Below are 14,254 nucleotides of genomic sequence, written 5' to 3'. Positions count from 1 at the left end.
AGAGCCGGGAATGGAGAATCGGGAGTGGGGAATCGGAAAAGCGCGGCGGCGCGAACTGAAGCCTTATCGACTTCCGTTCTTCGATTCCCCATTCCCTATTCCCGATTCCCGGCCTTTGACCAACAGCATCGCCACCGCCGCCATCAGCATCAGTGCGCCGGCCAGGCGGATCACGTTGCGTGGGTCGCCGTGCAGCAAGGCGTCGTAGTACAGCGGCAGGGTCACGATCTGGATCAGCATCGGCAGCACGATGAACAGGTTGAACAGGCCCATGTACACGCCGGTGCGCTCGGGCGGGATGCTGTCGGCCAGCATCAGGTACGGGTTGCCCATCATGCTCGCCCAGGCCAGGCCGATGCCGATCATCGGCAACAGCAGCAGCCAGCGGTCGTGGATCGTGGGCAGCAGGCACATGCCGATGCCGGCGGCGAGCAGACAGGCCGCATGCGTGGCCTTGGGGCCGACACGGCGCGCCACCGGCACCATCGCGAACGCGGCGACGAAGGCGACGAAGTTGTAGAAGCCGCCGATCTGGCCGTTGACCAGACCGGCCTCGCGGAAGCCGTGCGAATTCGGCTCGGTGGTGCCGAACAGCGTGGTCGACAGCGACAGCACGATGTACTGCCAGTAGCAGAACATCGCATACCACTGGAACAGCATCACCGGCGCCATCTGCTTCATCGTCGGCGGCATGTGCCGCACTGCATCGGCGATCTCGCGCAGCGTGGCCAACGGCCCCACTGGCGCAGCGCGCAAGCGCTCCAGTTCCAGCGGCGGCAGCACCGGCTCGCGCACGCTGCGCGCGGTGAGCAGGATCGAGGCCGCGGAGAAGCCCGCGCCGATCGCGAACGCGGCGATGGTGACGTAGGGAATGTGATGCGCATTGGCAGCGTCCTGGTTCATGCCGAACCACACCAGCAGCGGCGGGGTCACGTAGGCCAGGGTCTGGCCCAGGCCGGTGAACGCGCTCTGGGTGAGATAGCCGAGCGGGCGCTGGCGCGGCGCCAATACGTCGCTGACCAGGGCGCGATACGGCTCCATCGCCACGTTGTTGGCCGCGTCCAGCATCCACAGCAGGCTCACCGCCATCCATAGCGCCACGCTGAAGGGCATCAGCAGCAGGCACAGGCTGCACACCAGCGCGCCGACCAGCATGTACGGCATGCGCCGGCCCCAGCGGGTGACGGTGCGGTCGCTCAGCGCGCCGACCACCGGCTGCAGCACCAGCCCGGTGATCGGCCCGGCCAGCCACAGGTACGGCAGGCTGGCGTGATCGGCACCCAGGTAGTTGTAGATCGGGCTCATGTTGCTCTGCTGCAGACCGAAGCTGTACTGCACGCCGAAGAAACCGGCGTTGAGCGCCAGTACGCGCGACAGCGGAAGCAAGGGGCGATCGGAGCGCATGGGCATCAGCCTGACAGGAAGAAGCCGAGGACGCCGCGGGCGGCGCGCCACGGCGGCGGAGCGGATGTTGGGATTTATGCAATCGTTTGTAACGCTGCGTTGCACCATGATTTTCTTGAAAAAACCGCATTCCAGCATTGTCTACGGCGACTTCCACAATTTTCCATAGATAAAAATTGCAATCGATTGCAAAAGGCCGTATCACTGCGCCACCCCACCGCCTGTCCGGCATGGGCGCCGCGCCGGTCCACGCCGTCGCACGCCGCATACAGGCCCTACCCGCGTCACCCCTCGCTTCGGGAGAGATAGCGATGCACCACCCTTCGATCCGCCTGCATACCCTGGCCTGGGCCGTCGCCGCGGCCCTGGCCGCCCCGGCCGCCTTCGCCCAGGACACGGCCGCGCCCGCCGCCCAGCCCGGTCCCGCGCAGGCCGACGTGGTCAGCCTGGATTCGGTGTTCGTGACCGGCACCGCCAGCGCCAAGAGCAAGCTCAAATCCAGCGTGTCGGTCAGCACCGTCGGCGCCGAAGCGATCGAGCAATCCGCGCCGCGCTCGACCGCCGAGATTTTCCGCAACATCCCCGGCATCCGCTCCGAATCCAGCGGCGGCGAAGGCAACGCCAACATCGCGGTGCGCGGCCTGCCGGTGGCCTCCGGCGGCGCCAAGTTCCTGCAGTTGCAGGAAGACGGACTGCCGGTGCTGGAATTCGGCGACATCGCCTTCGGCAATGCCGACATCTTCCTGCGCGCCGACTACAGCCTGGAGCGCATCGAAGCGATCCGCGGCGGCTCGGCCTCGACCTTCGCCAGCAACTCGCCCGGCGGCATCATCAACTTCATCAGCAAGACCGGCGACACCGCCGGCGGCAGTGTCGGCCTCAGCCGCGGCCTCGGCCGCTTCGACAACACGCGCCTGGACTTCGACTACGGCGCGCCATTCGCCGAGCACTGGCAGTTCAACGTCGGCGGCTACTACCGCCGCGGCGACGGCGTGCGCGACGCCGGCTACGCCACCGACAAGGGCGGCCAGCTCAAGGCCAACCTGACCCGGCTGTTCGACAACGGCTACGTGCGCGTCTACGCCAAGTACCTCAACTACCGTGCCGCCGCCTACACGCCGGTGCCGACCCTGGTCAGCGGCAGCGACGGTTCGCCGCACTTCCACGATGTGGGCAGCTTCGACCCGGGCAGCGACACCCTGTACAGCCCGTATTTCCGCAGCAGCAACAGCCTGGACGGCAGCAACCGGCTCACCCGCGTCGAGCTCGGCGACGGCATGCACCCGGTGTCGCGCGCGATCGGCGCCGAGGCGCAGTTCGACATCGGCGGCGGCTGGACCCTGACCGACAAGTTCCGCATCGCCGACACCTCCGGCCGCTTCGTTTCGCCGTTCCCGGCCGAAGTGGCCGACGCCGCCAGCCTGGCGGCGGAGATCGGCGGCGCTGGCGCCACGCTGCGCGATGCCGACGGCCAACCCTACAGCGGCCAGGCGGTGCGCACCCATCTGTTCAACACCCGCATCAACGACCTCGGCAACGCGGTCAACGACCTGAGCCTGGCGCGCGACTTCGGCAACGGCGCTGGCGGCAACGTCAATCTCAAGGCCGGCCTGTACAGCTCGCGCCAGGTCATCGACATGGACTGGACCTGGAATTCCTACGTGCAGTCGGTGTCCAGCCGTTCGCGCCTGCTCGACGTGGTCGCGGCCGACGGCAGCCTGCTCTCGCAGAACGGCCTGTATGCCTACGGCGTGCCCTACTGGGGCACCGACAACACCCGCCACTACGACGTGCGCTACACCATCAACGCGCCGTACGTGGCGCTGGGCTGGGACCAGGGCCCGCTGAGCGTGGACGCCAGCGTGCGCTACGACATGGGCAAAGCGCGCGGCGACACCGCCGGCGGGCTGCTGGTCGACAATCTCGACGTCGATGGCGACGGCGTGATCCAGGCGCCGGAGCGCAGCGTGGCGACGATCGACTACGCCAACCGCAAGCCGGTGGATTACGACTGGAACTACCTGTCGTACTCGCTCGGCGGCAACTACATGCTCAACGACGATCTGGCCGCGTTCGCCCGCTACAGCCGCGGCGCGCGCGCCAACGCCGACCGCCTGCTGTTCGGCGTGGTGCGCGACGACGGCTCGGTGTCTTCCGACGAAGCGGTGAACTTCGTCAAGCAGCTCGAGGGCGGCCTGAAGTGGCGCGCCGGCGGCCTGAGCCTGTTCGCCACCGCCTTCGCCGCGCGCACACAGGAACAGAACTACGAGGCCACCAGCCAGCACTTCTTCAACCGCACCTACAAGGCGCACGGGCTGGAGCTGGAAGCGGCCTACCGCAGCGGCGGCTTCGCCATCAACGGCGGCGCGACCTGGACCGATGCGACCATCGACAAGGACCAGATCACCCCGGCCAACGCAGGCCACACGCCGCGCCGCCAGGCCAGGTTCGTCTGGCAACTGACTCCCAGCTACCGCGGCGAGCGCTACGAGGTGGGGATCAACGCGATCGGCACCAGCTCGGCCTACACCCAGGACAGCAACCAGTTGAAGATGCCTGGCTACACGCAGGTGAACCTGTTCGGCAACTACCGGGTCAGCGATGCGCTGACGCTGTCGCTGAACGTCAACAACCTGTTCGACGCCTTCGGCCTGACCGAAGCCGAGGACGCGAGCATTCCGGACAATGCCATCATCCGCGCCCGCTCCATCCCCGGCCGCACCGCCAGCGTCGGCGTGCGCTACGATTTCTGACCCAAGGAGCCCGTCGCGCCCGGCCCCCGGGCGCGGCCCATCATGAACACCGCTTTTCCTCTCTTCGATCACGCCGGCATGCACGCGGCACTGGCCGCACAGCCCGGCGCGCACGCGCGCTACGGCGCCCATGGCCCACGCCTGTTCGCCGCCCTGCAGGCCCTGTACGGCGAGCATCCGCACTACGCGCAATGGCTGCCGCGCTGGCTCGATGCGGTCGCCGCCACGATCCGCGCGCGCGCGCCGGCACTGGCCGAACTGGATGCGGCGCGCGCGCCGGACTGGTTCGGCGAGCCGTCGATGCTCGGCTACAGCGCCTACGCCGACCGCTTCGCCGGCACCCTGGCCGGGGTCGGCGAACGCGTGCCCTACCTGCAGGAACTGGGCGTGCGCTACCTGCACCTGCTGCCGTTCCTGCGCATGCGCGAAGGCGACAACGACGGCGGCTTCGCGGTCAGCGACTACGGCCAGGTCGAGCCGCGGCTCGGCGACAACGCCGACCTGGTCGCCCTGACCACGCGCCTGCGCGGCGCCGGCATCAGCCTATGCGCCGACTTCGTGCTCAACCACACCGCCGACGACCATCCCTGGGCGCTGGCCGCCAAACGGGGCGACGCGCGTTACCTGGACTACTACCACCACTTCGCCGACCGCGACCTGCCCGACCGCTACGAACGCACCCTGGGCGAAGTGTTCCCGCACACCGCGCCGGGCAACTTCACCTGGGTCGAGGACGCCCAGGCCTGGCTGTGGACCACCTTCTACCCGTATCAATGGGACCTGGACTGGAGCAACCCGGCGGTGTTCGGCGAGATGGCCTTGGCCCTGCTGCGCCTGGCCAACCTGGGCGTGGAAGTGTTCCGGCTGGATTCCACCGCCTACCTGTGGAAGCGCGAAGGCAGCGACTGCATGAACCAGCCCGAGGCGCACACCATCCTGCAGGCGTTGCGCGCGCTCACCGACATCGCCGCGCCGGCGGTGCTGCTGAAGGCCGAGGCGATCGTGCCGATGGCGCAGCTGCCGCCCTACTTCGGCGACGGCGACGCACGCGGCAACGAATGCCAGTTGGCCTACCACAGCACGCTGATGGCCGCCGGCTGGGTAGCGCTGGCCGCGCAGCGCGGCGACATCGTGCAGAGCGCGATCGCGCAGACACCGGCGTTGCCGCCGGCCTGCGCGTGGCTGAGCTACGTGCGCTGCCACGACGACATCGGCTGGAACGTGCTGCAGCGCGAAGCGGCCGGCGGCGACGGCAACGCGCCGTTCGACCTCGCGCATGCCGCACGCTTTTTCGCCGGCGGCGTGCCGGGCAGCTATGCGCGCGGCGAAGCGTTCCAGAGCAGCGGCGACGGCGTGCACGGCAGCAACGGCATGAGCGCCGCGCTGGTCGGCATCGAAGCGGCGCTGGCCGCCGGCGATGCCGCCGCCCTGGAACTGGCGATCCGGCGCCTGCTGCTGTTGTACGCAGTGGCGCTGGCGATGCCCGGCATCCCGCTGCTGTACATGGGCGACGAACTGGCGCTGGGCAACGACACGGACTATCGCAGCGACCCGCTGCGCCGCCACGAAGGCCGTTGGCTGCACCGTCCGCCGATGGACTGGGAGCGCGCCGCGCGGCGCGACGACCAAACCAGCCTTCCAGGCCAGGTCTACACCCGCCTGCGGCGGCTGATCGCCGCGCGTGCGGCGACCGCTGCGTTGGCTGCCGGGCAACCGCTGCGGGCGTTGCCGCTGGGCGATCCTGCCTTGCTCGGGATCGCCCGCGGCGCAGACTTCGTCGCGGCCTACAACTTCAGTGCGCAACCGGTGCCGGTGGAGCGTGCCGCATTGGGCGATGGCGACTGGCAGGCCATCGCCGACGGCGGACGCGACGACGCCACGCTGCAGGAATGGGACGGCATCCTGCCGGCCTACGGCCTGCGCTGGTGGCGGCGCGGCTGAGCGCGGAGTACGCCCTGCCGACGCCGCGGACTCGCGAAAGCGCTGCACGGAAGCAGCGCTTTTGAGGATTGGACCGCGGACGCACGGGCTCGCAATCTCGATCCGGCTCCGATGCAGTCGGGACTGAAGTCCCTCCCACACAAAGCAGCGATGCCTGCGCGGCAACACGCCTCTGTAGGAGCGGCTTCAGCCGCGACGAACGAAGCCGCAACCTGGCAGATGCCAGAAGCGGTCGGGACTGAAGTCCCTCCTACAGAAAAACGGGCATGGCATGCACGCCAATCCCCCTTGTAGGAGCGGCTTCAGCCGCGACGAACAAAGCCGCGGCCTGGCAGATGCCAGAAGCGGTCGGGACTGAGATCCCTCCTACAAAAAACGGGCATGGCACGCAAGCCAATTCCCCTTGTAGGAGCGGCTTCAGCCGCGACGAACGAAGCCGCAACCTGGCCGATCCCGAAAGCGGTCGTGACCGAAGTCCGTCCTAAAGAAGGCAAGCCGGCGCCTTGCCTAGCCCTCGAGCCAGCATTGCGACACGCACCCGGCATCCGCCGAAAAACGCGCGCCGCAGACACTCACTTGCCCAACAACCCCAGCAACGCCTTCGCCGCTTCCTCGGACGAAGCCGGGTTCTGGCCGGTGACCAGTTTGCCGTCCACCACCACGTGCACGCCCCAGTCGGCGCCCTTTTCGTACAGGCCGCCGAGCCGCTGGAACTCGTCCTCGATCAGGAACGGCACTACCTCGGTCAAGCCGACCGCAGCCTCTTCACCATTGGTGAAACCGGTGACGCGGCGGTCCTTGACCAGCGGCGCGCCATCGGCGGCGGTGACCCGGCGCAGCGCGCCCGGCGCATGGCAGACGAAGCCGATCGGCTTGCCGGCACGCTCGAACGCCTCGATCAGCGCGATCGAGGTGCGGTCCTCGGCCAGATCCCACAGCGGGCCGTGGCCGCCGGGATAGAACACGCTGTCGTAGTCGGCCATCTGCACGTCGGCCAGCGGCTGCGTGCTCGCCAGTTGCCGCTGCGCATCCGCATCGGCCTTGAACCGCTGCGTGGCGGCGGTCTGCGCGTCGGCCGCGTCGCTCTTCGGGTCCAGCGGCGGTTGCCCACCCTTGGGCGAAGCCAGGGTGATCTCGGCGCCAGCGTCCTTGAACACGTAGTACGGCGCGGCGAATTCCTCCAGCCAGAAACCGGTCTTGTGGCCGGTGTCGCCGAGGCGGTCGTGCGAGGTCAGCACCATCAGAATTTTCATGTCGATGTCCCTTGTTTGCGTGGAAATGGCGGCCATGCGCTGCAGGCCAGGCGCGCAGTATCGGCACGCGCACATTCGCAGCGGGTGAGCGCGACGCGCTGGCGTTCAGGCGCCTTCGGCGCCGTCCAGCTGATCCATGCGGATGCGGTTGGCGAACAGCGAGAACGCCAGCATGCCGGCCAGGCCGCTGGCGCGCGCGACCCAGTTCGGCAACCAGCGCGGCGGCGCCAGCACGCCGGCCTCGAACAACGGCGCGAACGCGGCCACGTCCTCCAGCGCCATCTTGCCGGCGAACAACCAGCGGCACAGCGGCAAACGATCGCGCTGCAAGGCCTGGCGGAAGAAGGTGTGCACCGAGACCAGCCCGCGCAAATACACCGTGTCCTTGGTGAAAGCGGCACCGCCGCCGGTCGGCACGCCACGGAACACGCGCTGCGCCGAGGAGAAGCTCTCCGCCGGCGACTGCCCGGCCGCATCGAAATAGCGGAACACCTCGACGAAATCCGCACCGCCGCGCGCCAGCGCGATCGCCTCGATGCGCAGGCTGATCCTCTTCATCCGCGCGATGTCGATGCTGCCGGTGATCTGCTCGGCGAAGGTGGCCAGGCCCTCCTGCGTGGCGGTGACCCGCGGCGACGACAAGGCCAGGCTCGGCAGGTGCGCCTGCTCGCGGCCGTTGAGCGCGGTCAGCGAATGCACCAGCGCCTCGTGGTGGAACAGCTGCGCGCGGTCGTAATCGCTGAACGAGGCGCCGGTGCGCAGGCGGATGCGGTGCGCGCCGGCCGCGGCCTTGGCCAGCAGCTCCGGATCCAGCTCCACCGCGATCACCCGCGCGCCGAAGAATTCGTCCAGATCGCGTTGCAGCAGCAGGCGCAGCGCCGTCGCCGACACCGGCACCTGTTCTTCGGCCGACAGCAGTTCGCGATCCAGGTCCTGCGCGATCTGGATGAAATGGCGCGCGGCATCGCGGGTGGTCGGGCCATGCCCGGGCATCGGATCCTCGGGCACGCCGAACAACTGCGCCGAATACATGCCGACCGCCGGCGTGCCCAGCGACTCCAGCAACGCCGCGGCCAGGTCCCAGCTATGCGCGGAGGCTTGCAGATACGCGCCCAGCGGATGCGTCGGATCGGCCGCCTGCGCGATCGCCGCCAGCTCGCGGCGCGTGTCGGCGAAATCCAGCCGCGGGTACTGCACCTGCGGCAGCTGCGGCTGGCCGCGCGCCACGCTGTCCAGGAACGGCGCCTGCACCGCCGCCGGCCAGCTCGCCAGCGCCAACAGGCGGATGCCGCGCACTGCCTTGACCAGGCGCGCATCCAGAGCGGCGTGGTACAGGATCTCGGCAGGCAGCGCGGTCATCGCGAGCGTGGCGGGCGGGCGCGGCCGCTCAGCGGCGCTGATTGCGCGGCGGCGGCCGCTTGCCGCCGGGCTTGCCCGGGCCGGGCCGGCCCGATCTGGCAGCGTCTGCGTTCTGCGCCTGGCGCTGCGCCAGCTTGCTGGCGGCGCCGGCGACTTCCTCGCGCAGCTTCATGTAGTTGGCCAGCCGCGCCTCCTCGATGTCGCCGCGCTCGATCGCCGCCTGCACCGCACAGCCCGGTTCGGCCTGGTGCGCGCAATCGTTGAAGCGGCATTGCGCGGCCAACGCCTCAATGTCGGCGAACCCGCCTTCGGCCAGGTCTTCCTCGCCGGTGGGCTTGAGCTCGCGCATGCCCGGCGTGTCGATCAGGCAGGCGCCGGACGGCAGCGGCAGCAGCGCCCGGTGGGTGGTGGTGTGGCGGCCGCGCGAATCGTTCTCGCGCACCGCCGCGGTGCGCATCTTCTCCACCCCGAGCAAGGTGTTGGTGAGCGTGGACTTGCCGGCGCCGGAGGAGCCGACCAGCACCGCGGTGCGCCCGGCGCCCAGCCACGGCCGCAGCGCCGCCACGCTGTCGGGGTCCTTGGCGTTGACGGTCAGCAGCGGAATCGACTGCGCGGCCAACTCCTCCAGCACCGCCAGCGCATCGTCGGCGTATTCGGTGAGATCGGCCTTGGTCAGGATCACCACCGGCTCGGCGCCGCCGCCGCCGACCAACAGCAGGTAGCGCTCGATGCGCCGCGGATTGAAGTCCGCATCCAGGCCGCAGACGATGAACACCGTATCGATGTTGGCCGCGATCACCTGCTGGTGATAGTGCTCGCCGGCCGCGCCGCGCTTGATCGCGGTGCGCCGCGGCAGCAGCGCGACAATGCGCTTGTCGTCCTCCAGCAGCACCCAGTCGCCGACCGCGGCGCGCTCGTGGCTGGGGAAGCGCGGCCGCTGCCATTCCGGCAGCGACTCGACCTTGAAGCCGGCATCCACCGCATCGGCCACCACGTAGCCGGTGCGATGCTGCTCGCTGACCCGCGCCGGCCGCGCCAGCGGATGCGCGGCCATCGCCGCGAGCCAGGTTGGTTCTTCCGGCATGCCGGGCCAGGGCCAACCGATGGGGCGCAGCGCGTCGAAGTCGATCTGGGGGGAAGTCATGGGCGGATTCTAGACGGTGCGGGGCCCGGCCCGGCCGCCATGTCACATTTCCGTTACCATGCCGGTTCCACGCCCCCACCGGCCTATGCGATGCCCACCCTGCCGATCAAGCCGCTCGCGATCCGCGAACGCCTGTCCGAAGTCCGCTACGAAATCCGCGGCGAACTGGCGCGGCGAGCCCGGGAGCTGGAGGCGCAGGGGCGCAAGCTGATCAAGCTCAACATCGGCAATCCCGGCGCGTTCGGGTTCCGCGCGCCGGAGCATCTGCAGCGCGCGATCGCCGACGACATGGGCCGCACCGATCCCTATACCCACCAGCAGGGTCTGCCGGAGGCGCGCGAAGCGATCGCCGCGGCCTATGCGCGGCGCCAGCACCCGGACGCGCATCCGGACCGCATCTTCATCGGCAACGGGGTCAGCGAGCTGATCGACCTGTCGCTGCGCGCCCTGCTCAATCCCGGCGACGAAGTGCTGGTGCCCTCGCCCGACTATCCGCTGTGGTCGGCCGCCACCATCCTCAACGATGGCCGCCCGGTCTATTACCGCTGCGCGCCGGAGAACGGCTTCCAGCCCGATCCGGTGGAGATCGAGACGCTGGTGTCCTCGCGCACCCGCGCCATCGTGCTGATCAATCCGAACAATCCCAGCGGCGCCAGCTATTCGCGCGAGCTGCTGGAGAAGATCGTGGCGATCGCGGCCAAGCACAACCTGCTGCTGATGGTCGACGAGATCTACGACCAGGTGCTGTACGACGGCGCCGACTTCGTGCCGGTCGCGCCGCTGGCCGGCGAGCACCCGTGCATCAGTTTCGGCGGCCTGAGCAAGGTGCACCGCGCCTGCGGCTGGCGGGTGGGCTGGGCACTGCTGTCCGGCGCCGCCGAGCGCGTCACCGAATTCCGCAACGCGATGGATCTGCTCGGCGCGCTGCGGCTGTGCGCGAACGTGCCGGGCCAGTACGCGATCGACGCCGCGGTCAACGGCCCGGATACGATCTCGCCGCTGTGCGCGCCGGGCGGGCGCCTGTACGAAACCCGCCGCGCGGTGATCGAGGCGTGTGCGGCCAGCGAGCACCTGGCGCTGGTGCAGCCGGCCGGCGCGCTGTACGCGTTCCCGGCGGTGGTCGGCGCGGCCGCGCGCAATTTCGACGACCACGATTTCGCGCTGGAGCTGATGAACGACGAGGGCGTGTTGGTGGTGCCCGGTTCCAGCTTCAACGTGCCCTACCGCCACCATTTCCGCGTGACCCTGTTGCCGGAAGCGGCGGTGATGCGCGAGGTGTTCGCGCGCATCGACCGGGTGCTGGCGCGCCGCGCCGACGCGGCGACCAAGGTGGTACCGCTGAAGCCGCGCAGCGTGGCTGGGGGGCGGTGAATCGGGAATGGGGAATCGGGAATGGGCAAGCGTTGAGGCGTTGTTGCGATTTCCGGTGCCGGTGACCCGGTCGTCTTCGGTGTCGTCGCAATGAGCCAGGCCAGCTTCGCCACGCTCCAGCATGCCCCGCTGCGCTATCTGGCGCTGGGCGATTCCTACACGATCGGCGAAGGCGTGGCCGACGCCGGGCGCTGGCCGCTGCAACTGGCCGCGGCGCTGCGCCATGACGGCATTGCCATCGCCGATCCGCAGATCGTCGCCACCACCGGCTGGACCACCGACGAACTCGCTGCCGGCATCGATGCCATCGCGCCGCAGGGGCCGTTCGCGCTGGTGACGCTGTTGATCGGGGTCAACAACCAGTACCGCGGGCGCGCGCTCGACGAGTACCGCACGCAGTTCGCCGCGCTGCTGCAACGCGCGATCGGCTTTGCCGACGGCCAGCCGCGGCGGGTGCTGGCGGTATCGATCCCGGACTGGGGCGTGACCGCGTTCGCGCAGACGCCCGAACACGATCCGGCACTGATCGGCACGCAGATCGATGCGTTCAATGCGGCCGCGCAGGCCTGCTGCCAGGCGCGTGCGGTGCGCTTCGTCGACATCACCGCGGCAAGCCGCGATGGCGGCGGCAGCGCCGCGATGCTCGCCGCCGACGGCCTGCATCCATCGGCGGCGATGTATGCGCGCTGGACCGGCCTGCTGTTGCCTGCGGCGCGCGATGCGTTAGCCTAGCGGAGTACGACGCCCCGCTGCCAAGGACCGACATTGCGCGACGCCAGCACCATCCAGCCCATGACCCGTCCGCAGGCCCTGGCCATCGCCCGCGCCTTCCTGCCGACGCATCCGCTCGGCAACCGCTACGACTACTACTACACCCGCACCAAGCTGCGCACCGATCCGCTCTACCCCGGCGTGCTCGCCGCGCTGCGCGGCACCGACGCGCCGATCCTGGACCTGGGCTGCGGCCTGGGCCTGCTCGCGCATGCGCTGCGCGCCGACGGCCAGCGGCAGCGTTACCACGGCGTGGACATCGACGCGTCCAAGATCCGCCGCGCGCTCCGCATCGCCGCGCGCAGCGAACTGCACGACACCCGCTTCGACGTGGTCGATCTCGGCCAGGCCTGGCCCGAGCACAGCGGCAGCGTGGCGATCCTGGACGTGCTGCAGTACCTGGACGCCGCCATGCAGGCCAACCTGATCCGCAGCGTGGCGAAGATGCTCGGCCCCGGCGCCAAGCTGGTGATCCGCAGTGCCCTGGGCGATGCCAGCGGCCGCGGCCGCACCAGCCGCGTCACCGACGTGCTCGCGCACCTGGCCGGCTGGATGCAGGAAGTGCCCAAGTGCTATCCGACCCGCGACAGCCTGGAAGCCCAGCTTGGCGACGCCGGGCTGCGCGCCACGTTCGCGCCGCTGTACGGCAACACGCCATTCAACAACTGGCTGATCGTGGCCGAACTGCGCTGACACGGCTGGTCATGCGCTCGGCCTGATCCAGAACATCCACGACCGGTTCGGTTTCGCGCCGCACAGTTCGGCGCAGAGCCGTTGCGTTCGGCAGACGAGGTTGACGAAGGCGGCAGGCGCGACCGAACGGATCGCGCACGTTGCGCTGCGCCGGCCGCGCCTGATCGATGTCGTGATGCGCCCCGCCCTGCGCTTGGGCGCAGGCGCAGCGCATTTCCCAAGAATTCTCCGCCTGCCGACCATCGCGGCCGCGGCTCCCTACGGCCGGGTACGCAAGGCCTGGACGGCGATGGCCGCTGCTGCCGCCGATTCGCGTTTGGGTTCAGGGCAGGGGTAAGTGCGTTTCGGAGGAGGGCAGCAAGGATGTTCAGGATCTGGGTATTCGGCTCGGTGTCGATCGCCTATGGCGATGCGCGCGCGGTTGCGGTGTCGGGACGCTGCGGTAGCCTGCTCGCCTATCTGGCGCTGGGCCAGCGGCGCTATTTCAGCCGCAGCGAACTGCTCGCCAATCTGTGGCCCGAGCGCGATGCCTGCGCGTCCAGCGGCTCGTTCAACACCGCGCTGTGGCGGTTGCGGCGGATCGTGGAGACGCCGCCGCTGCGGCACGGCGACCTGATCGTCAGCGACCGCCGCGGCGCTATCGGCCTGGATGGCCCCATGGAGATCTGGCTGGACGTGGCCGAGTTCTCCAGCCTGATCGACCCGGCGCTGGGCAAGCCACCGGAGCGCATGAGCGAGGCGGATGTCGAGGCGCTGCGCCGCGGCGTGGCCCTGTACCGCTCCGACATCCTGATGGACTTGGCCGACGACTGGGCGCTGCGCGAGCGCGAGCGGCATCGCCGTAGCTATCTCAACGCGTTGTGGCGACTGATGCAGCTGGCGCGGCTGCGCTACGACTACGCCGACGGCATCCGCCATGCGCAGGCGATCCTCGACAACGACACCCTGCGCGAGGACGTGCACCGCGAACTGATGCAGCTGTTCGAACTCAACGGACAGCGCGCGCACGCCCTGCGCCAGTTCGAACGCTGCCGCGACCTGCTGCGCCGCGAACTGGCGATCCAGCCGATGCGCGAAACCCTGACCCTGTACCAGCGCATCGCCGACGGCGCGATCGGCGCGGCGGCGGAACCGCACGCGGCCTACGCCGGCTTCGCCGTGCCGGCCACGCTGCCGATGCCGACGCAGATGCCCAGCGCCGCCATGCAGGCGCAAGTGCTGATCGAGGCCGCCCGCCGCGGCCTGGCCGCGGCCGATTCGCAGTTGCAGCTGAGCCTGCAATTCCTGGAACACTGAGCACGCACACCGCGTATCCGCCGACGGCGTGGGCACTGGCTGCCCGGCGCGGCGTCGTCGCGTCTGTCAGCCAGGCTCGCCTCTCTGCGGCGTACGCCGCATTCGTCCTCGCTCGCGAAATCTGCCTACACCCCCGGTGGCGCAGGCATGCGCCGCAGCGCCCGCGGCGTACTTCCGGGATGCGCATCACTCCGACATCACCACCCTCGCGCCTGCAGTGAGAGGGCGGTGATGCGCTGGTGACACCGCGGTGAGCGCGGCCGCCTAGG

General features: G+C 69.5%; 11 protein-coding genes. 7 read left to right on the top strand and 4 right to left on the bottom strand.

The window, feature by feature from the left end:
- Positions 1 to 63: 63 nt before the first annotated feature.
- Positions 64 to 1,404: an MFS transporter gene (locus HEP73_RS04440; protein ID WP_185822274.1), complete on the bottom strand. Its 1,341-nt coding sequence runs from the start codon at positions 1,402 to 1,404 to the stop codon at positions 64 to 66.
- Between HEP73_RS04440 and HEP73_RS04435 the strand changes: the two genes are divergently transcribed.
- The 3 genes from HEP73_RS04435 (at position 1,403) to HEP73_RS04425 (ending at position 6,098) form a co-directional block, all read left to right on the top strand.
- Positions 1,403 to 1,573 (top strand): hypothetical protein, encoded by a 171-nt coding sequence (locus tag HEP73_RS04435; protein WP_185822273.1) that lies wholly within the window; start codon positions 1,403 to 1,405, stop codon positions 1,571 to 1,573. The two genes, HEP73_RS04440 and HEP73_RS04435, sit on opposite strands and share 2 nt — an antisense overlap.
- Before the next feature lie 142 nt (positions 1,574 to 1,715).
- The gene (locus tag HEP73_RS04430; protein WP_458309648.1) at positions 1,716 to 4,157 is read left to right on the top strand and encodes a TonB-dependent receptor domain-containing protein; all 2,442 of its coding nucleotides are present in this window, start codon (positions 1,716 to 1,718) and stop codon (positions 4,155 to 4,157) included.
- Between the two features lie 78 nt (positions 4,158 to 4,235).
- Positions 4,236 to 6,098 carry an alpha-amylase family glycosyl hydrolase gene (locus HEP73_RS04425; protein ID WP_185823294.1) on the top strand — a complete coding sequence of 621 codons (1,863 nt, stop codon included), beginning with the start codon at positions 4,236 to 4,238 and terminating at the stop codon, positions 6,096 to 6,098.
- Between the two features lie 572 nt (positions 6,099 to 6,670).
- Here the strand turns inward: HEP73_RS04425 and HEP73_RS04420 are convergent.
- The 3 genes from HEP73_RS04420 to rsgA all read right to left on the bottom strand — a co-directional run bounded on the left by HEP73_RS04420 (position 6,671) and on the right by rsgA (position 9,854).
- Positions 6,671 to 7,351 carry a type 1 glutamine amidotransferase domain-containing protein gene (locus tag HEP73_RS04420; RefSeq protein WP_185822272.1) on the bottom strand — a complete coding sequence of 227 codons (681 nt, stop codon included), beginning with the start codon at positions 7,349 to 7,351 and terminating at the stop codon, positions 6,671 to 6,673.
- A gap of 105 nt (positions 7,352 to 7,456) precedes the next feature.
- Positions 7,457 to 8,710, bottom strand: coding sequence for a flavohemoglobin expression-modulating QEGLA motif protein (locus HEP73_RS04415; RefSeq protein WP_185822271.1), 1,254 nt, complete (start codon positions 8,708 to 8,710; stop codon positions 7,457 to 7,459).
- 28 nt (positions 8,711 to 8,738) lie between these two features.
- On the bottom strand, positions 8,739 to 9,854 hold the full coding sequence (rsgA, locus tag HEP73_RS04410) for a ribosome small subunit-dependent GTPase A (protein WP_185822270.1): 1,116 nt from the start codon (positions 9,852 to 9,854) through the stop codon (positions 8,739 to 8,741).
- 90 nt (positions 9,855 to 9,944) lie between these two features.
- On the opposite strand from rsgA, the gene HEP73_RS04405 reads away from it, so the two are divergent.
- The 4 genes from HEP73_RS04405 (at position 9,945) to HEP73_RS04390 (ending at position 13,985) form a co-directional block, all read left to right on the top strand.
- Positions 9,945 to 11,225 (top strand): pyridoxal phosphate-dependent aminotransferase, encoded by a 1,281-nt coding sequence (locus tag HEP73_RS04405; protein WP_185823292.1) that lies wholly within the window; start codon positions 9,945 to 9,947, stop codon positions 11,223 to 11,225.
- Positions 11,226 to 11,315: 90 nt separating this feature from the next.
- Positions 11,316 to 11,957: an SGNH/GDSL hydrolase family protein gene (locus tag HEP73_RS04400; protein ID WP_185822269.1), complete on the top strand. Its 642-nt coding sequence runs from the start codon at positions 11,316 to 11,318 to the stop codon at positions 11,955 to 11,957.
- A 60-nt stretch (positions 11,958 to 12,017) separates the two neighbouring features.
- On the top strand, positions 12,018 to 12,689 hold the full coding sequence (locus HEP73_RS04395; protein ID WP_185822268.1) for a methyltransferase: 672 nt from the start codon (positions 12,018 to 12,020) through the stop codon (positions 12,687 to 12,689).
- Between the two features lie 363 nt (positions 12,690 to 13,052).
- The gene (locus HEP73_RS04390) at positions 13,053 to 13,985 is read left to right on the top strand and encodes an AfsR/SARP family transcriptional regulator (protein WP_185822267.1); all 933 of its coding nucleotides are present in this window, start codon (positions 13,053 to 13,055) and stop codon (positions 13,983 to 13,985) included.
- Positions 13,986 to 14,254 lie beyond the last annotated feature (269 nt).

It is taken from the genome of Xanthomonas sp. GW (assembly GCF_014236815.1).
Taxonomy (GTDB): Bacteria; Pseudomonadota; Gammaproteobacteria; order Xanthomonadales; family Xanthomonadaceae; genus Xanthomonas_A.
Note: the sequence above shows the minus strand (reverse complement) of the source record. Positions and strands in the feature narration are given on the sequence as shown.